General features: G+C 61.9%; 17 protein-coding genes, 1 tRNA gene and 1 CRISPR repeat array. Of the genes, 16 read left to right on the plus strand and 2 right to left on the minus strand.

Annotation, left to right across the window (positions count from 1 at the left end; all coding sequences use genetic code 11):
• Positions 1-3: 3 nt before the first annotated feature.
• Together cas1e and cas2e are read left to right on the plus strand one after the other, a co-directional pair.
• Positions 4-903 carry a type I-E CRISPR-associated endonuclease Cas1e gene (gene cas1e / locus GbCGDNIH6_RS08575; protein WP_011632400.1) on the plus strand — a complete coding sequence of 300 codons (900 nt, stop codon included), beginning with the start codon at positions 4-6 and terminating at the stop codon, positions 901-903.
• The gene (cas2e, locus tag GbCGDNIH6_RS08580; RefSeq protein WP_081370055.1) at positions 900-1,196 is read left to right on the plus strand and encodes a type I-E CRISPR-associated endoribonuclease Cas2e; all 297 of its coding nucleotides are present in this window, start codon (positions 900-902) and stop codon (positions 1,194-1,196) included. The genes cas1e and cas2e overlap by 4 nt, the downstream gene beginning before the upstream one ends.
• Positions 1,197-1,255: 59 nt before the next feature.
• A CRISPR array of direct repeats spans positions 1,256-3,357; the repeat unit is 28 nt; unit sequence GGTTCCTCCGCGTGCGCGGAGATAGACC.
• A 19-nt stretch (positions 3,358-3,376) separates the two neighbouring features.
• Here cas2e and GbCGDNIH6_RS08585 read toward each other — a convergent pair.
• Positions 3,377-3,467: transfer RNA gene (locus tag GbCGDNIH6_RS08585), tRNA-Ser, on the minus strand.
• A gap of 346 nt (positions 3,468-3,813) precedes the next feature.
• On the opposite strand from GbCGDNIH6_RS08585, the gene rplU reads away from it, so the two are divergent.
• The 4 genes from rplU to proB all read left to right on the plus strand — a co-directional run bounded on the left by rplU (position 3,814) and on the right by proB (position 6,735).
• Positions 3,814-4,128: a 50S ribosomal protein L21 gene (rplU, locus tag GbCGDNIH6_RS08590; RefSeq protein WP_025287092.1), complete on the plus strand. Its 315-nt coding sequence runs from the start codon at positions 3,814-3,816 to the stop codon at positions 4,126-4,128.
• 13 nt (positions 4,129-4,141) lie between these two features.
• Entirely contained in the window at positions 4,142-4,411 is a 270-nt protein-coding gene (gene rpmA, locus GbCGDNIH6_RS08595; RefSeq protein ID WP_011632406.1) for a 50S ribosomal protein L27, read from the plus strand.
• Positions 4,412-4,567: 156 nt separating this feature from the next.
• Positions 4,568-5,599 carry a GTPase ObgE gene (obgE, locus tag GbCGDNIH6_RS08600; RefSeq protein WP_072564477.1) on the plus strand — a complete coding sequence of 344 codons (1,032 nt, stop codon included), beginning with the start codon at positions 4,568-4,570 and terminating at the stop codon, positions 5,597-5,599.
• Positions 5,596-6,735, plus strand: a complete 1,140-nt coding sequence (gene proB / locus GbCGDNIH6_RS08605; RefSeq protein WP_025287093.1) for a glutamate 5-kinase — start codon at positions 5,596-5,598, stop codon at positions 6,733-6,735. Before obgE ends, proB begins: the two co-directional genes overlap by 4 nt.
• Positions 6,736-6,747: 12 nt before the next feature.
• On the opposite strand, the gene GbCGDNIH6_RS08610 is transcribed toward proB, so the two are convergent.
• Positions 6,748-6,936, minus strand: a complete 189-nt coding sequence (locus tag GbCGDNIH6_RS08610; protein WP_025287094.1) for a hypothetical protein — start codon at positions 6,934-6,936, stop codon at positions 6,748-6,750.
• Between the two features lie 197 nt (positions 6,937-7,133).
• Here GbCGDNIH6_RS08610 and GbCGDNIH6_RS08615 point away from each other — a divergent pair, with 197 nt between their 5' ends.
• The 10 genes from GbCGDNIH6_RS08615 (at position 7,134) to GbCGDNIH6_RS08660 (ending at position 16,757) form a co-directional block, all read left to right on the plus strand.
• Positions 7,134-8,399, plus strand: coding sequence for a glutamate-5-semialdehyde dehydrogenase (locus tag GbCGDNIH6_RS08615; protein ID WP_025287095.1), 1,266 nt, complete (start codon positions 7,134-7,136; stop codon positions 8,397-8,399).
• Between the two features lie 3 nt (positions 8,400-8,402).
• Positions 8,403-9,089 carry a nicotinate-nucleotide adenylyltransferase gene (locus GbCGDNIH6_RS08620; protein WP_038515592.1) on the plus strand — a complete coding sequence of 229 codons (687 nt, stop codon included), beginning with the start codon at positions 8,403-8,405 and terminating at the stop codon, positions 9,087-9,089.
• A gap of 170 nt (positions 9,090-9,259) precedes the next feature.
• Positions 9,260-9,712, plus strand: coding sequence for a ribosome silencing factor (gene rsfS, locus GbCGDNIH6_RS08625; protein WP_025287097.1), 453 nt, complete (start codon positions 9,260-9,262; stop codon positions 9,710-9,712).
• Positions 9,713-9,752: 40 nt separating this feature from the next.
• Complete coding sequence (locus tag GbCGDNIH6_RS08630) at positions 9,753-10,226, plus strand: 23S rRNA (pseudouridine(1915)-N(3))-methyltransferase RlmH (RefSeq protein ID WP_025287098.1); 474 nt, start codon at positions 9,753-9,755, stop codon at positions 10,224-10,226.
• A gap of 102 nt (positions 10,227-10,328) precedes the next feature.
• A complete protein-coding gene (gene gpmI, locus GbCGDNIH6_RS08635) occupies positions 10,329-11,867 on the plus strand; it encodes a 2,3-bisphosphoglycerate-independent phosphoglycerate mutase (protein ID WP_081370056.1) in 1,539 nt (512 codons plus the stop codon).
• Positions 11,864-13,267 carry a murein hydrolase activator EnvC family protein gene (locus GbCGDNIH6_RS08640; protein WP_157692395.1) on the plus strand — a complete coding sequence of 468 codons (1,404 nt, stop codon included), beginning with the start codon at positions 11,864-11,866 and terminating at the stop codon, positions 13,265-13,267. Before gpmI ends, GbCGDNIH6_RS08640 begins: the two co-directional genes overlap by 4 nt.
• 79 nt (positions 13,268-13,346) lie before the next feature.
• On the plus strand, positions 13,347-14,762 hold the full coding sequence (locus tag GbCGDNIH6_RS08645; RefSeq protein WP_072563590.1) for a S41 family peptidase: 1,416 nt from the start codon (positions 13,347-13,349) through the stop codon (positions 14,760-14,762).
• 17 nt (positions 14,763-14,779) lie between these two features.
• On the plus strand, positions 14,780-15,301 hold the full coding sequence (locus GbCGDNIH6_RS08650) for an RNA pyrophosphohydrolase (protein ID WP_072563591.1): 522 nt from the start codon (positions 14,780-14,782) through the stop codon (positions 15,299-15,301).
• Positions 15,292-16,278 (plus strand): GDP-mannose 4,6-dehydratase, encoded by a 987-nt coding sequence (locus GbCGDNIH6_RS08655; RefSeq protein ID WP_072563592.1) that lies wholly within the window; start codon positions 15,292-15,294, stop codon positions 16,276-16,278. The genes GbCGDNIH6_RS08650 and GbCGDNIH6_RS08655 overlap by 10 nt, the downstream gene beginning before the upstream one ends.
• 2 nt (positions 16,279-16,280) lie before the next feature.
• Entirely contained in the window at positions 16,281-16,757 is a 477-nt protein-coding gene (locus GbCGDNIH6_RS08660) for a YbaK/EbsC family protein (protein ID WP_072563593.1), read from the plus strand.
• Positions 16,758-16,784: the final 27 nt, after the last annotated feature.

Raw genomic sequence — 16,784 nt, forward strand, 5'->3', positions numbered from 1 at the left:
TCGATGCTGAAGGGAAGGCTGGGACTTCACTCCTCCCGTATTCCTCACGCGGACCGCGCCGGCCTGTTGTATCTGGCGCGAGGGCAGTTGGTGGCACGAGATGGCACGCTCGCCTTCCTGCGCGGTCCGGAGGAAGACGAGACCTTACCCAGCGGCGAATACGGTATTCCCGTGCAGAGTATCTCGATGATCCTGCTCGGTCCCGGCTCGACCGTCAGCCATGATGCGCTCCGTCTTCTCGCGCGTGCCGATACTGCTCTGGCAGCGGTGGGAGAAGACGGGGTGAGGCTTTATACCGCACCTCCACTGGGGCCTGATCGCTCGGCTGTTGCACGGCGACAGGCAATCTTGTGGGCGGACCCCAAAAAACGGGTAGATGTCGCCCGACGCATGTATGCGTGGCGCCTTGGCGAAGTGTTGCCCCATCGTGATATCACCGTGCTGCGCGGAATCGAAGGTGCGCGGATGAAGGAGATTTACCGCCTCGCTGCGCAACGTGCCGGTATTGTATGGCATGGCCGACGCTATGATCGTGCCAATCCGACTGCCGCCGATCTGCCCAATCAAGCCCTGAACCACGCTGCCACAGCAATGGAAGCCGCGGCCGCCATTGCATGCGCGGCAGTGGGGGCCATTCCTCAGTTGGGCTTTATCCATGAAGACCCTGGCCAGTCTCTGGTGCTTGATATTTCCGACCTGTTTCGGGACACCGTAACCATTCCAACCGCTTTCGCCGCAGCGAAGTTGGCCGAGCGTGGCCATGAAAATATCGAACGTCTCACCCGACGCCAGACTGGACGCGTTCTGGCAGAGCGCTCCGTCATTCCAAAAATGATCGAGCGACTGAAACAGCTTTTCGAAAAAGAAACGGAGGCCATCCCCTTTCTCGAGGATGATGAATGATGCCGGCCACTCTGGTCATTACAAAAGATGTGGAAGCACGATATCGTGGCTATCTGACCTCGATCATGCTGGAGCTTTCTGCTGGCGTTTATCTGTCTCCGCAACTATCCTCGGCGGTGCGTGAGCGCACCTGGGCGGTCCTGTCGGAATGGCATTCCGAACTGCGCCGTGGTGCCATCGTGCTGGCATGGCCCGATGCCAAATCCCCCGGAGGCATGGCAATCCGCACCCTTGGCGACGCCCCCAAGGAGATTATCGATGCCGACGGGGTGCTGCTTGTTCGGAAAAGTTAAGCTTTGAAACATACCGTTCTTTAATATTGTCAATCAATATCAATGTGTTATAGGTAAGAGGTTCCTCCGCGTGCGCGGAGATAGACCCGCTATTGCTCAAATATTGCGTATCCCACGGTGGGTTCCTCCGCGTGCGCGGAGATAGACCTGTCACCATGACAGAGCTGTCAGCCCCGCCAGCGGTTCCTCCGCGTGCGCGGAGATAGACCCGCCGGTCACGCGGCGGAGGCTATCTATGCCGCGGTTCCTCCGCGTGCGCGGAGATAGACCCGGGATCAGAATCTCACCACCCACGATGCGGGTGGTTCCTCCGCGTGCGCGGAGATAGACCCGGTTATTGATCGTGTGGAGTGTCATGTGAGCGGGTTCCTCCGCGTGCGCGGAGATAGACCTATTGCGTATCCCACGGTGTATATTTTAGTCGGGGTTCCTCCGCGTGCGCGGAGATAGACCTTCAGACGCCCGCTTACTCTGCGATAGATCGCCGGTTCCTCCGCGTGCGCGGAGATAGACCTCTCCGTAGAGAGCCAGAATCCGTCCGGCGTCGGGTTCCTCCGCGTGCGCGGAGATAGACCTCAGGATCAGCCTGCCGCAAGACCCGGGCCAGGGGTTCCTCCGCGTGCGCGGAGATAGACCCCCTGACTTCGCGGGCATCGGAAGCCGGTTTTTGGTTCCTCCGCGTGCGCGGAGATAGACCCTGGGTCAAAAAATGCGCTTGCAGGCACATCTAGGTTCCTCCGCGTGCGCGGAGATAGACCGTGCTCGGCATGGGCAAGCTCGGTGCGCGGGAAGGTTCCTCCGCGTGCGCGGAGATAGACCTTTGTCACTTACGGTGACACATATTCTGTACCGGGTTCCTCCGCGTGCGCGGAGATAGACCCGCTACAGCGTCGTCCTCTGACAGAGATGACAGGGTTCCTCCGCGTGCGCGGAGATAGACCCTGGTCATTCAGGGCGCGGAACTCGGCAGCCAGGGTTCCTCCGCGTGCGCGGAGATAGACCTTCCGCCGCCTGATCACGCGTGCCATTTCTCTGGGTTCCTCCGCGTGCGCGGAGATAGACCCGGTGGTCAATAGGCGATCGCGCGTTACGTCGGGGTTCCTCCGCGTGCGCGGAGATAGACCCCACTTGGTTACGTTGGGGGGTCCATCCTTGGAGGTTCCTCCGCGTGCGCGGAGATAGACCTGCCAGAAAGCATCGCAGATGCTGCCAATCCGCGGTTCCTCCGCGTGCGCGGAGATAGACCCGGGCATCACAGAGAGGGTCACCTAGAAAATGAGGTTCCTCCGCGTGCGCGGAGATAGACCTGGGCGTCGCAGGAAAATGCCTCCCATACCGACGGTTCCTCCGCGTGCGCGGAGATAGACCCAATAGGTGGGATCGTATTGATGCAGACACACGGGTTCCTCCGCGTGCGCGGAGATAGACCCACCGGAATGGCGCGCTACCTCCGGACCGCGTCGGTTCCTCCGCGTGCGCGGAGATAGACCTACGATCCCACCCTATTTGCGCAGTCTATATCGGGTTCCTCCGCGTGCGCGGAGATAGACCCGCTTCAGAGCGACTTTATGACGCCTTCCCAGTGGTTCCTCCGCGTGCGCGGAGATAGACCCATGCTCAAACAGAACTGGGACACGGTTAAATGGGTTCCTCCGCGTGCGCGGAGATAGACCGTGAGCTGGCCGCCGTCATTACGTCTCTCACACGGTTCCTCCGCGTGCGCGGAGATAGACCCCCACCCATCGACATCAACCCATTGCCCATTAGGGTTCCTCCGCGTGCGCGGAGATAGACCCGGCATGATGAGCACCGTGCAGACCCGTGTAGAGGTTCCTCCGCGTGCGCGGAGATAGACCCAAAGCATGATCGTGAAGGCGGCGTCCCATTCGGGTTCCTCCGCGTGCGCGGAGATAGACCCGAAACGGGGGCATAAGTGGTTGACTTTTTTGAGGTTCCTCCGCGTGCGCGGAGATAGACCTGCGTCACGTATGTAGGAAATATTCGCTATCCGGGTTCCTCCGCGTGCGCGGAGATAGACCCCTCGTGCACTGCCCAGCTAACTACTGCAGCCAGGTTCCTCCGCGTGCGCGGAGATAGACCTCGCTCTTCTTTTTTGCAATCGTGGATGGCGCAGGTTCCTCCGCGTGCGCGGAGATAGATTCTCGGCAATGTCTGCGAGATGGCGGAGAGGGTGGGATTCGAACCCACGGTACCCTTTAGGGGCACAACGGTTTTCGAGACCGTCACCTTCGGCCACTCGGTCACCTCTCCGTTCGGGGTCTCTTAGAGCAGGCGAAAGCCCGCGCCAAGAGGCTGTAGCAGAAAGATGCCCCCTTACGTTCCTGCCCAGTTCCGTCCGGCCCGAGTCCGAATCGAAGCCACGGTAAGCGAGGGGCTCTCTACCCGCTGAGCAAACAGCTCCTCCGGGCTGCCAGCACGGCAGATATGCCATGAAAATGGGAGCCATGCCGTAAGGAATGTTTGACTTGTGACGTGTGACCGGTATAACCCGCGCCTCTCGGCCGCCGTGCCCCCCGCTTGTTGGGGCGTTCGGAGGCCGCTCGGCGTTGACGGGATGGCTCCGTCGTCGCGGAGCCAGCATTTGGGACCAGAAGCGATGTTCGCAGTTATCCGCACTGGCGGAAAGCAATACCGTGTTACCCCGAACGCCGTGCTGAAGGTGGAAAAGCTTGAGGCTGAGCCGGGTAGCACCATCACCTTCACGGACGTGCTCGCAGTGGGCGGGGAAGGCAATCTGACGATCGGTGCGCCCGTTGTGGCCGGCGCCAGCGTCACGGCGACAGTGATCGCCCAGGATCGCCTTGATAAAATTGTGGTGTTCAAGAAGCGCCGCCGGCAGAACAGCCGCCGCAAGAATGGCCATCGCCAGCACGTCACCGTGCTGCGCGTCGGCGATATCGTCGCGGCCTGAGGAGGTTTGATCCATGGCACATAAAAAGGCAGGCGGTTCATCCCGCAACGGGCGCGATACGGAAGGTCGTCGCCTGGGTGTCAAGAAGTTCGGCGGCGAAAGCGTCGTTGCCGGTAATATCATCGTCCGACAGCGCGGCACGAAGGTTCAGGCTGGCCCGAATGTCGGCGTTGGTCGTGACCATACCCTGTTCGCGCTGACCGACGGGCATGTGAAGTTCCTGCGCCGCGCCGAAGGCCGCGTGCAGGTTGCGGTGACCCCGCTGGCGATCGCTGCCGAGTAAAGCGCCGCCCTCCCTCCACGGCCATCTGGTCAGGGGGAAGCAGATCAAAGGGGCCGGCGCAAGCTGGCCCCTTTTTGCGTCGCCTCGTATGGCCCTTCCGGAACCATGCCTGGCAGCCCCCCTTATCTTCCCCTTTGGCAGACGAGCCGCACACCGATGAAATTTCTCGATCAGGCCAAAATCTACGTCAAATCAGGTGATGGCGGTGACGGCGTCATTGCCTTCCGGCGCGAGAAATATATCGAGTTCGGGGGCCCTGATGGCGGCAATGGCGGCCGTGGCGGCGACATTATCGTCGAGGCCGTGGCCAATCTGAATACGCTGATCGACTTCCGCTACACCCAGCATTTTCGTGCACCGAAAGGCGGCAACGGGGCTGGCTCCGACCGGACCGGCGCCGCCGCCCCGGATGTGCTGATCAAGGTACCGGTCGGAACCCAGATTCTGGAAGATGACCGGGAAACGCTGATCGCCGATCTGGATGTGCCTGGCAAGCGCATCACCCTGTGCCGGGGCGGGGATGGAGGGCATGGCAATGCCCATTTCAAATCCTCCACCAACCGCGCCCCTCGTCGCGCCGATAAAGGCTGGCCGGGCGAGGAACGCTGGGTCTGGCTGCGGCTGAAACTGATCGCCGATGCCGGGCTGGTCGGACTGCCCAATGCCGGCAAATCCACCTTCCTGTCTGTTGTCTCCGCCGCCAGACCGAAAATCGCCGATTATCCGTTCACCACCCTGCATCCTCAGCTTGGCGTGGTGCGGCTGTCGCTTCAGGAAGAATTCGTGCTGGCCGATATTCCCGGTCTGATCGAGGGCGCCCATGAAGGAGCCGGGCTGGGCGACCGCTTTCTGGGCCATGTAGAACGTTGCGCCGTGCTGATCCATCTGATCGATGGCGCTGCGGGGGATGTGGTCAAGGCATGGCGCACCGTGCGGGAAGAAATGGAAGGCTATGGTGGCGGCCTGACCGAAAAGCCGGAAATCATCGTCCTGAATAAATGCGACGGCATGACCCCGCGTGAAGCCTCTGCCCGCCGCTCTGCCCTTGCCAAAGCCAGCGGACAGACCGTGACCGTTATCTCTGGCGTGACAGGGGAAGGCGTACAGCCCCTGCTGCGACAGGTTATGACCTATGTTGCACAGTCGAGGGAAGAGCGTAGGAAAGCCCTGTCCGGCACCTCCGCATGAGCGGTCATGAGCAGGATGAAGCCCTGCCCCGGCTGACCACTGCGCGCCGTCTGGTCATCAAGCTGGGCAGTGCTCTGGTGGTGGATAGCAAGGCCGCCACTCCCCGCATCGAGTGGCTGCGGGGGGTCGCTGCGGATATTGCCATGCTGCGCCGGCAGGGTGTGCAGGTCATCGTGGTCTCATCCGGAGCCATAGCGCTGGCGCGACAGGCGCTGAAACTCACTCAGCCCCGGCTGCGTCTGGAGGAAAAACAGGCGGCTGCTTCGGTCGGCCAGATCCGTCTGGCACAGGCATGGAGCGAGGCGCTCTCCGCGGAGGGCATGACCGCCGCCCAGCTGCTGCTGACGCTTGGCGATACCGAGGATCGCCGCCGTTACCTCAATGCCCGCGCCACGCTGTCGGCCCTGCTGGGCATGGGGTGTGTGCCGGTCATCAACGAGAATGACAGCGTGGCCACAGCGGAAATCCGCTTTGGTGACAATGACCGTCTGGCCGCCCGCGTGGCCGAAATGGTCCAGGCTGATCAATTGGTCCTGCTGTCGGACATAGACGGGCTTTATACGGCCGATCCACGGCGTGATCCGGAGGCCAGCCATCTGCCGGTGGTTCGGGCCATCACACCGGAGATCGAGGCCATGGGCGGAGAGCCTCCCCCCGGTTATTCCAGCGGCGGCATGCGAACCAAGCTGACCGCGGCCCGCATTGCAACCGGGGCCGGATGCGCCATGGCGATTGCGCTGGGGCATACCGATCATCCGCTCCGTGCACTGGCGGAAGGCGCGCGCTGCACATGGTTCCTGCCACTGCCAGAGGGACGCACGGCCCGCAAACGCTGGATTGCCGGCAGCTTGCAACCCATGGGGACACTGACAGTTGATGACGGTGCCCGCCGCGCACTCCTGCGGGGTGGCTCCCTGCTTCCGGCCGGAGTCGTTTCTGTCGATGGCCGATTTGAGCGCGGCGATCCTGTACTGGTACAAGGGCTGGATGGTACTGTGCTGGCACGGGGCCTCTCCGCTTATGCCAGCAGGGACGCCTCCCGAATTGTCGGACGACGCTCGGAAGATATCGAATCCATCCTCGGCTGGCGTGGCCGGGACGAGTTGGTCCATCGGGACGATCTTGTTCTGATATGATCAGATCAATTGTCAGTGATATTCCACGATCTCCTTCGATTCCACGACACATTCCTCCTTCAACGCCATCAAGGCCGCCTGTATCAGCTCTCGTGTCAAAGGCACGGGAAGAAATGCAAGCAGCTTTTCGACATTGCGGAGGGTATAGAGTGCCGTTTCATAAACATGCTCTTCATCCAGACTTTTTGTATGCATGGCCATCAGCGCCTCCGTTTGTCAGGCTTGTTCGCAGTATCATGAACGATACGGTGACAGCCTGTGTCTTCTGATCAGACAGCATGGTTGTTTTCCGGCCCGAGCGCTAATTAAATCCTCGCATTGTTTTGCTGTGCATTCTTGCAACCGAACAAAAAAATGAGCTGAATACAACCAGTCGTTGCATAACGGGACTTGAAGCAATGCTTGATGGCGTATCGGAAACAGCACAGCAATGGATCGCACAAGCAGGCCGCTCTGCACGCATGGCTTCTTCCGTGCTGGCCCGGGTCCCACATGAGGTCAGGCAGAACGCCTTGCGTCAGGCGGCTTCTGCTCTGCGCGATGATGAAGCCGCCATCCTGGCTGCCAATGCCATCGACCTTGAACGCTCCAATGCCAGCGCTGCTTTCAAGGACCGTTTAACCCTGACCAGATCGCGCGTTGCCGCTATGGCTGACGGGCTGGAGCAGATTGCCGATCTTCCTGACCCGCTCTCCCGCGTGTTGTCGGAATGGGAACGCCCGAACGGGCTGCGTATCCGTCGCATTGCTGCGCCGATCGGCGTGATCGGTATGATTTACGAAAGCCGTCCGAATGTCGGGGCGGATGCGGCAGGCATTGCCATTAAATCCGGCAATGCTGTGCTGCTGCGCGGCGGATCGGAAAGTCAGCATAGCGCGCGCGCCATTCATGCAGCGATGCAGGCTGGCCTGCGCAAGGCGGGATTACCGGAAGAGGCGGTGCAAATCGCTCCCGACACTGACCGTGCTTATGTCGCGGCGATGCTGGCAGGCAATCAGGTGCTGGACCTCATTATTCCACGCGGCGGCAAATCGCTGGTTGAGCGTGTGCAAAAAGAGGCCAGAGTTCCCGTGCTGGCGCATGCGGAAGGGCTGTGTCACACCTATATCCATAAGGCAGCCGATCCTGAAAAAGCCCGTTCTATACTGGCAAATGCAAAAATGCGACGCACCGGAATCTGCGGTGCGACCGAAACCCTTCTGATTGACGCGGCTATTGCGGGATCTCTACTGCCGATTCTGGTCGAGGATCTGTCAGCCCTCGGCTGCACTTTCCGCGCGGATGACGCTGCCCGCGCGATTATGCCGGGTTTACCTTCTGCCAGTGATGCGGATTTCGATACGGAATGGCTGGATGCCATTCTGTCCATCAAGGTCGTGGATGGAATTGACGCCGCCCTGGCTCACATCACCCGCCATGGCAGCGAACATACTGAAGCCATCATCACCGAAGATGAGGCAGTAGCAGAGTATTTCCTGTCCCGTGTGCAATCAGCAGTGGCAATGTGGAATGCCTCCACCCAGTTCTGCGATGGTGGAGAATTCGGGTTCGGGGCCGAAATCGGGATTGCCACCGGACGTATCCATGCACGCGGCCCGGTCGGGCCGGAGCAGCTGACCACCTACCGATATCTGGTGCTTGGTAACGGCCAGATCAGACCCTGATCCTTGCCGCATTTTTCTTCCACACCCGTGACCGATCCATTACCAAGATTCGGGGATCGTCGGCGCATACGGATCGGGTTGCTCGGTGGATCGTTCAATCCAGCCCATGCCGGACATGCGCTGATTGCCCGGCATTTCCGGCAGAAGCTACGGCTGCATCAGGTGTGGCTGATGGTCTCCCCCGGCAATCCGCTCAAATCCGGGGAGGATATGGCACCGCTGGCGGCCCGGCTTGCTTCTGCCCGGGCCATTGCTGATGGACGCCATATCATTGCCACAACCATCGAAAGCCGTCTCGGCACACGCTACACCGCCGATACACTTGCCAGATTGCGCACCCTGTTTCCATGCGCCCGCTTTGTCTGGCTGATGGGCGCAGATAATCTGACCGGGTTCCCGCGCTGGCGGGACTGGCGTGGGATTGCCGCCGACTGGCCCTTCGCCGTTCATCCTCGCCCAGGCTACACCGCACGCGCCTTGTCCGGACAAGCGGCCAGCATCCTGCGCCGCTATCGGCGTCCAGAGCGGGAGGCCCCGTTGCTGGCCGATCTGCCACCCCCGACCTGGATGATGCTGCGTCTGCCGCAAAGTCCGCTCTCCGCCACCCAGATCCGGGCGGGCTTCAACCACCCCTTTACCGGCCTGCCATCGACAGCGCGGGCGGAAAGCGGCCCGGCGGAAAGCGGATAGGCCCCATTCGAGTGCGTCAATGGCCGAGGCCGCGCAGTTCTGGTAGAGACCATCCAATAAACAGCGTCACCAGCCCGGAGTCCAAGACCATCGCCCGCAAGCCAATCACGGATGGTACCGAATCATCCAAGAGCCGCCGCACCAGCCCCCGCCCGGTGACGGCCCCGAACATGGCGGTCAGCCCCGGTTCCCCCCGCAAAAAAGCGGCTGCCGCCGGCCCCCGTGCCATTGGCGCGAAAGCGCCGGAAGCACAGGATCAGGCCGTTGCGGCCAGGGAAAGACTGGACGCCATCCAGGCCGTGATCATCGAAAGTCTGGAGGACGACAAGGCCGAGGACATTATTACCCTCGACCTCTCCGGACGCGCCGCCTTCACGGATCGTATGATCATCGCCACCGGGCTGGCGGATCGTCAGATCTCCGCCATGGCCATGCATCTGCAACAGAAGCTGCGCGACGCCGGAGTCGGGCGCGTACCGGTCGAAGGTGCGGGCGGCTCCGACTGGGTGCTGATCGACGCCGGCGACATCGTGGTGCATCTGTTCAAGCCGGAGGCGCGCGCTTTGTACCGGCTTGAAAAAATGTGGAGCGCGGAACTGGATGATGCAGAGAGCGATGCCTGATCCGGCATCCTCCCATCCCTGACCAGCGGCGCATGGTGCCATGACAGCGCCCTGGCGGATCATTGCGGTCGGACGCATGCGAGGCAGCGAGGAAGAAGCGCTGTTCCAGCGTTACGCCGCACGATTGCGCCCGGCCCTGACCGTAACGGAAATTGCGGAAGCGCGCGGCAGCACCGCTGAAATCCGCCGGCGGGAAACATCCGCCCTGCTGGCGGCACTTCCCCCCGCCTGCATTGTGGTCGCCATGGATCTGGGCGGACGCGCCCATGACAGTGAGGCTTTGGCCGCACTCGCCCGGCGCTGGCGGGAACAGCCTCTGCCGGTCTGCTTCATGATCGGCGGGGCGGAAGGTCTGGAGCAGCCGGTGCTGGATCGGGCCGATCATGTGCTGTCACTCGGGCCGATGACCTGGCCTCATCTGCTGGTCCGTCCTCTGTTGGCGGAACAGCTCTACCGGGCGCAGGCTATCGCCACCAATCACCCCTACCATCGCACAGGGCGGCCATCCGGATAATGACGGTGCCTGGCTGATCAATACGCCCGATATTGATACTGGCTGCCCTTGAAGCGACAGCCTGCCTCCGCTACCCCTCCTGCAGAGCCGGAGACCGAACCGATGTCAGCATCGCCGCCGCCCAGACCTGTCATGCTCGTCATTCTCGACGGGTGGGGCTGGCGTGAAGAGCGGAATGACAATGCGATCAGGCTTGCCCGTACTCCCGCGTTTGATCGACTGTGGAACAGTGCACCGACCACGTTCCTGCGTACATCCGGCCTTGATGTCGGTCTGCCTGATGGGCAGATGGGCAATTCCGAAGTCGGGCACATGAATATCGGCGCAGGCCGGGTGGTGATGCAGGAACTGCCGAGGATTGATGCCGCGCTGCAGGATGGCAGCGTCAACGATCTGCCCGCCCTGCGCGATTTCATCACGGCCCTGCGTCAATCAGGGGGCACCTGCCATCTGTTTGGCCTCGTCTCCGATGGTGGTGTGCACGCGCATCAGGATCACGGAGCCGCTCTGGCGCAGATTCTGACACGGGCCGGCATTCGCGTGGCCGTTCATGCCTTTACGGACGGGCGCGACACGCCACCCGCATCGGCCCGGCGCTTTCTGACCAAATTTCTGCCCGCCCTGCCGGAAGGCGCCACCCTGGCCACGCTGTGCGGACGATTTTACGCCATGGATCGCGACAATCGCTGGGACCGGGTCGAAAAAGCCTACCGGATGATGGTGGATGCCGAAGGCGAGCGTTACAGCGATCCGTGTGACGCCATTACCGACGCCTATGCCCGCGAATTCTCCGACGAATTCATCCGGCCTGCCGTATTCGGTGACTATACTGGAATGAAAGACGGCGATGGCTTGCTCTGCTTCAATTTTCGTTCCGACCGGGTGCGGGAATTGTTGACCGCACTGCTCGACCCGGCATTTCAGGGCTTTGAGCGGCCTCGCTTCCTGCATTTCTCCGGCGCGCTCGGCATGACACGCTACAGCACCGAGCTGGAATCCCTGATGCAGACACTGTTTCCATTTCAGGAAATGACCAATCTGCTGGGTCATGTCGTCTCGGCAGCGGGCAAGCGGCAACTGCGTATGGCAGAGACCGAGAAATACCCGCATGTCACCTACTTCCTCAATGGCGGCGAGGAAGAAGTGCTGGAGAACGAGGACCGGATCATGGTCCCCTCCCCCAAAGTTGCGACCTATGATCTGAAGCCGGAAATGTCGGCTCCAGAGCTGACCGAAAAAGCCGTCATCGCCATCGGCAGCGGGCAGTACGATCTGATCGTGCTGAATTTCGCCAATCCGGACATGGTCGGCCACACCGGCAGTCTGGAAGCCGCGATCCGCGCTGTGGAAACGGTGGATGCCGGGCTTGGCCGAATCGTGGACGCCATCACGGCGGTCGGAGGCGCCTTGTTCGTAACCGCCGATCATGGCAATTGCGAATTGATGCGTGACCCTGATACAGGCGGCCCGCACACGGCACACACCACCAATCTTGTGCCCGCTTTGCTGTATGATTCCTCGGCACCCATCGGTACGCGACGCCTGACCAGCGGCAAGCTGGCCGATATTGCACCCACCCTGCTGGACCTGATGCAACTGCCGCAGCCGCCCGAGATGACGGGCCAGTCTCTTCTGGCTTGACGCAGGCTCGGAAAGAATCAGCCACTGCCCTCGCCTTTTGCCGGGCGGGGTGGCACCAGAAGTGGTCTGGTATCCTGCCCGCCCTGGTGACGGCCTGCACAATCGCCATGATGCCGTATGGACAGGCTCTGGCGGCCAAACGGCGGTCCCCTGCCTATACAGCCACGCCCTCTGGCACCCCCGCTGCCACCTCCCCGGCCAGCCCGGCGCAAGCCCAGGCAGCGCTCAACCGTGCTGAGCATGAGCGCGCCAGGCAGGAAGCCGCCCGCAAACGCGCCGAGCAGGAAGCCGCCATCGCCGCGCAGCAGGAGGCCAAAATCGCAGAGGCCCGCGCCGCTGCCGCCATACACCTCCGTGAGGCTGACGAAGCCGTCGCCGCCATCGCGGATCGTATGGCCGATCTGGCCCGGCAGCGACAGGAGGCAGAAAAAACCCTTGCCGCCCGAGCCGCCGATCTCGCCCCGATGCTGCCGCTGATCGAACGGTTGTCGCTGTATCCGGCGGAGACCTTGCTGGCAGTGCCGGACCCCCCCGAACGCGCCCTCCGCGGTTTGTTGGTATTACAGGGGCTGAGCCGCCAGCTGGAACAAAGCGCCCAGGCCCTGCGTGCCGAACGGGCCAAAGTGGATGCACTCGCCGCTTCCATCCGGAAAGAAGCGTCCACCTTGGCCGAGGCTCAGGCGCGGCAGAAAACCGAGGCCCACACTCTGGATGAAAAACTGACGGTTATCCGATCCGAAATCCGCTCCGCCCGCAATGCCGCCGCCGAGGCCGCACAACAGGCGGCAGCCTCGGCACAGAAAGCCGATTCGCTGCGGGATGTCATTGCCCGGCTGGAAGAAGCCCGCAGGCAGGAGGAAGCGAAGGCAGCCGCCGAAGCAAGACGCGCCGAAAAGGCCAGACAGCAGGAAGCCGCCGATCAGGCACGTCAGAAAGAAGCCGAAATCGCCGCACCAGCAGGGCCAGGCTTAAGCGAACAGCCTGCCTCCCCTCCTCCTTCCGGTCGATCAGCAACCGGCGGCATGCCGGTGGCAGGTACGCTGGTGCGTGCCTTCGGTGCCCCGTCAGAGGCTGGCGGCAGCGCTTCCGGCATGACATTCAGCACCGCACCGCAAGCCCGGGTGCTGGCCCCCTGTGAGGGGCGGATCGTCTTTGCCGGTCCGTTCCGCAGCTATGGCCAGCTGGTCATTCTGGATTGCGGGCGGCGCTATCATTTCGTGTTGGCGGGCATGGAAAAACTGGATGCCAGCGTGGGGCGGCATGTGGCGCCGGGGGAGCCGATCGGGCAGATGGCAGGATGGGATCCAGCCTCCTCCGCAGCCGCCCGGCCCCAACTTTATGTGGAGTTGAGACATGAAGGTTCGGCAATAGACCCTCGCCCATGGTTGCGAGGGCGCTGATGACGCGGCAAGCTGTCACACAGAGACTGACTGAATCACGGCTGACCCGGAACAGGGGTGGCCCAGAGGAAACACGGACATGAAATTCCGCACCGGCCTGATGATCGGCGCTGCCTTCCTTGCTGGCGTCGGTGCAGGGCCCGCATCGACACTCATTGGCCGGCATGCCGGCATCGCATCCGCCTTCGCGGAAGAAAGCGACAGCAGTGACACCTATCGCCTGCTGACCCTGTTCGGCGATGTGTTCGAGCGCATCCGGGCCGAGTATGTGGAGCCGGTCAAGGACAAGGATCTGATCGAGAATGCCATCAACGGCATGCTGACCGGCCTCGATCCGCACAGCTCCTACATGAATGCCAAGGCATTCCGTGACATGCAGGTCCAGACGCATGGAGAATTCGGCGGGCTTGGGCTGGAAGTGACGCAGGATAACGGCTTCGTCAAAGTCATCAGCCCGATCGACGATACCCCCGCCAGCCGCGCCGGAATCAAGGCAGGCGATCTGATCCTGACCATTGACGGCCATTCAGTACAGGGCCTGACCCTGAACGAGGCAGTCGATAAAATGCGTGGTGCTCCGGGCAGCAGCATCAAGCTGACCATCAAGCGCGCCAATGTCGACAAGCCCATCAACGTGACCCTGACGCGGGAAGTCATCCATATTCAGGTGGTGAAAGACCGTCTGGAGGCAGGCAACATCGCCTATATTCGGCTGACCCAGTTCAATGAGCAGAGCGACCCAGCGCTGCGTGCCGCCTTCACCAAGCTCCAGAAGCAGGCAGGCGGCAAACTGCGCGGCGTCATCCTCGATCTGCGCAACAATCCGGGCGGTCTGCTGGATCAGGCGGTCGCGGTCTCCGACGATTTCCTGAACCATGGTGAGATCGTCTCCACCCGCGCCCGTCATACGGAAGACAGTAATCGCTGGAATGCCAAGGAAGGCGACATTACGGGCGGTCTGCCGGTGGTGGTGCTGACCAATGGAGGTTCCGCCTCCGCCAGCGAGATCGTCAGCGGTGCGTTGCAGGACCATCACCGCGCCATCATCCTCGGTACCCGTACCTTCGGCAAAGGATCCGTGCAGACCGTGATTCCTCTGCCGGGCAACGGGGCGATGCGCCTGACCACCGCGCGTTACTACACGCCGTCCGGGCGCTCCATTCAGGGTCTGGGTATCCAGCCAGACGTGCCGGTGGCTTTCACCCGGACCGAGGAACCTCATTTCCTGCCCGACCGTGAGGCCGATCTGAACCACGCCATCACCAATAGTGGCGGCACCACCGACAAGGCCGCGCCACGCACCGATATGCCCGCGATGGTGCATAATGTGCCGACCCTGCCGCCGGAAAACTGGCCGAAATTCGATCCCGCCAAGCCGGATACAGATTTCCAGCTGCATGAAGCCATTGAGGTGGTGAAGGCGATGGCCCAACAGAAAGCTGGCCAGAGCAGCGATTCCAATGCGGTCGACGCCAAATCCGGCAAGGCGAACTGAAGGAGCCTGCGCCGGTCATGACGAAAACCTCGCCGGAAGCACTCTCTGCCTTGCGGGAGAGCCTCCCCTATCGCCCCAATGTCGGCGCGGCTCTGTTCGCGCCGGACGGGCGCGTGCTGGTCGCACGACGTGCCGATCTGGCCCATGTCTCGGAAACAGTGTGGCAGATGCCGCAAGGGGGCATTGATCCCGGTGAGGATCCACACACAGCCGTATTGCGGGAATTAAAGGAAGAAATCGGCACCGATCACGCCGAAATCGTCGGCGAGCATCCGGACTGGATCGCTTATGATCTGCCTGATCACCTGCTCGGTCGTGCGCTGGGCGGGCGGTTTCGTGGGCAGCGGCAACGCTGGTACGCGCTGCGCTTCCTCGGCACGGAGGCTGATATTCGTCTGGATGCCGACCCGCATATCGAATTCGACGCCTGGCGCTGGGCAAGGCTGGAAGAGCTTCCCGCCCTTGCGCCCGAATTCAAACGTCCGGTTTATGCTACGCTGGCAGCATCCTTTGCACGGTTTGGGCAGGGATGGGTTTGACCTCCGTGACGGGAATACAGGCCGACAGCTTTGCCCGGATTCTGGTCACTGGCTCCGGGGGGTTTGTCGGGACGCATCTGCTGCCGATCATGCGGCAGTCTTTCTCGCAGGCCGTGTTCGATGCTCCACGTCTGTCTGACGGCTTCGACATCACCGATACCGTCGCGCTGGAGGAACGCATCGCCGCTTTTCAGCCGGATGCCTGCATCCATCTCGCTGCCATTGCCGCACCTATGATCGTCCGGCAGAACCCGGATGCCGCATGGAAGGTCAATCTCCATGGCTCACTGGGGCTGGCCAATGCGATCCTGAAGCATGTGCCGGGCTGCGTGCTGCTGTATGTCTCGACCGCGGATCTGTATGGAGCCTCGTTCCGCAGCGGTATTCCGCTCGATGAAAGCGCCACTCCTGCGCCGATGAACCTGTATGGCGCGACCAAGGCCGCTGCCGATCTGGCACTGGGTGCGCTGGCCGGTGAAGGGCTGCGGGTCATCCGTGCCCGCCCTTTCAACCATACCGGCCCCGGTCAAAGCGAGGATTTCGTCCTGCCGGCCTTTGCCGCCCAGATTGCAGCCATTGAGGCCGGCCGGCGCCCTCCGGTAATTTCCGTCGGCAATCTGGATAGCTGGCGGGATTTTCTGGATGTCCGCGATGTCTGCGCGGCCTATGTCCACATGCTGACCCATGCCGACCGACTGGTTCCCCCCGGCAGCAAACACGCGCCGATTTTCAATATCGCTTCCGGCACCTCCTACCGGATTGGTGATCTGCTGGAGCGACTGCTGAGCCTGAGCCGGGTTTCTATCCGCACCGGAACAGACCCGTCCAGACTCCGCCCCGCCGATATTCCCCGTGCGGAAGGCAATGCCACGCTGGCGCGCTCCGTGCTGGGTTGGGTGCCTCGCATTGCGTTGGAGCAGACGCTGGGCGATCTGCTGGACGATTACCGGCATCACCACATTCCAGACAACGGGTGATCATGAGCCTCGCCAGCGTCCGTGCTTTTCTGGCGGCGCAAGCCCCCGACATTGAGATTCTGGAAATGCCGGACAGTACCGCGACTGTTGCACAAGCTGCCGCGGCCTTCGGTGTGGAACCAGGCCAGATCGCCAAAACATTGGCATTCCGGGTAGGAGAACAGGCCGTTATCCTGGTTGCACGCGGCAATGCGCGGCTGGATAACCGCAAGATACGCATCCGCTTTGGCGGTAAGCCGCATATGCTGCCGTTGGAAGACGTGGAGCCGGTGACCGGTCATCCGGTCGGTGGTGTCTGTCCTTTTGGATTGAGTCAGCCTCTGCCGGTGTATTGTGACCGCTCTCTTCTTGGCTTTGCAGAGGTTCTGCCTGCGGCAGGCTCCCCCAACAGCGCGGTACGGATCGCGCCGGAACAACTGGCCTTCCTGACCAATGCGGAATGGGTCGATGTCTGCGCTGAAATACCCAACGTCGATTGATCAGGACTGGGCGGGTGATCAGGACAG

The organism is Granulibacter bethesdensis (assembly GCF_001889525.1).
In the GTDB taxonomy this organism is placed as follows: Bacteria; Pseudomonadota; Alphaproteobacteria; order Acetobacterales; family Acetobacteraceae; genus Granulibacter; species Granulibacter bethesdensis_C.

Bases quoted from the DNA above. Each gene is read 5' to 3' on its own strand.
- GbCGDNIH6_RS08655 (WP_072563592.1), top strand. From the start codon at position 15,292: ATGGGTTTGACCTCCGTGACGGGAATACAGGCCGACAGCTTTGCCCGG.
- GbCGDNIH6_RS08650 (WP_072563591.1), top strand. From the start codon at position 14,780: ATGACGAAAACCTCGCCGGAAGCACTCTCTGCCTTGCGGGAGAGCCTC.
- GbCGDNIH6_RS08630 (WP_025287098.1), top strand. From the start codon at position 9,753: ATGACAGCGCCCTGGCGGATCATTGCGGTCGGACGCATGCGAGGCAGC.
- GbCGDNIH6_RS08645 (WP_072563590.1), top strand. From the start codon at position 13,347: ATGAAATTCCGCACCGGCCTGATGATCGGCGCTGCCTTCCTTGCTGGC.
- proB (WP_025287093.1), top strand. From the start codon at position 5,596: ATGAGCGGTCATGAGCAGGATGAAGCCCTGCCCCGGCTGACCACTGCG.
- rsfS (WP_025287097.1), top strand. From the start codon at position 9,260: ATGGCGGTCAGCCCCGGTTCCCCCCGCAAAAAAGCGGCTGCCGCCGGC.
- cas1e (WP_011632400.1), top strand. From the start codon at position 4: ATGCTGAAGGGAAGGCTGGGACTTCACTCCTCCCGTATTCCTCACGCG.
- GbCGDNIH6_RS08615 (WP_025287095.1), top strand. From the start codon at position 7,134: ATGCTTGATGGCGTATCGGAAACAGCACAGCAATGGATCGCACAAGCA.
- gpmI (WP_081370056.1), top strand. From the start codon at position 10,329: ATGTCAGCATCGCCGCCGCCCAGACCTGTCATGCTCGTCATTCTCGAC.
- GbCGDNIH6_RS08610 (WP_025287094.1), bottom strand. From the start codon at position 6,936: ATGGCCATGCATACAAAAAGTCTGGATGAAGAGCATGTTTATGAAACG.
- rplU (WP_025287092.1), top strand. From the start codon at position 3,814: ATGTTCGCAGTTATCCGCACTGGCGGAAAGCAATACCGTGTTACCCCG.
- rpmA (WP_011632406.1), top strand. From the start codon at position 4,142: ATGGCACATAAAAAGGCAGGCGGTTCATCCCGCAACGGGCGCGATACG.
- GbCGDNIH6_RS08660 (WP_072563593.1), top strand. From the start codon at position 16,281: ATGAGCCTCGCCAGCGTCCGTGCTTTTCTGGCGGCGCAAGCCCCCGAC.
- obgE (WP_072564477.1), top strand. From the start codon at position 4,568: ATGAAATTTCTCGATCAGGCCAAAATCTACGTCAAATCAGGTGATGGC.
- cas2e (WP_081370055.1), top strand. From the start codon at position 900: ATGATGCCGGCCACTCTGGTCATTACAAAAGATGTGGAAGCACGATAT.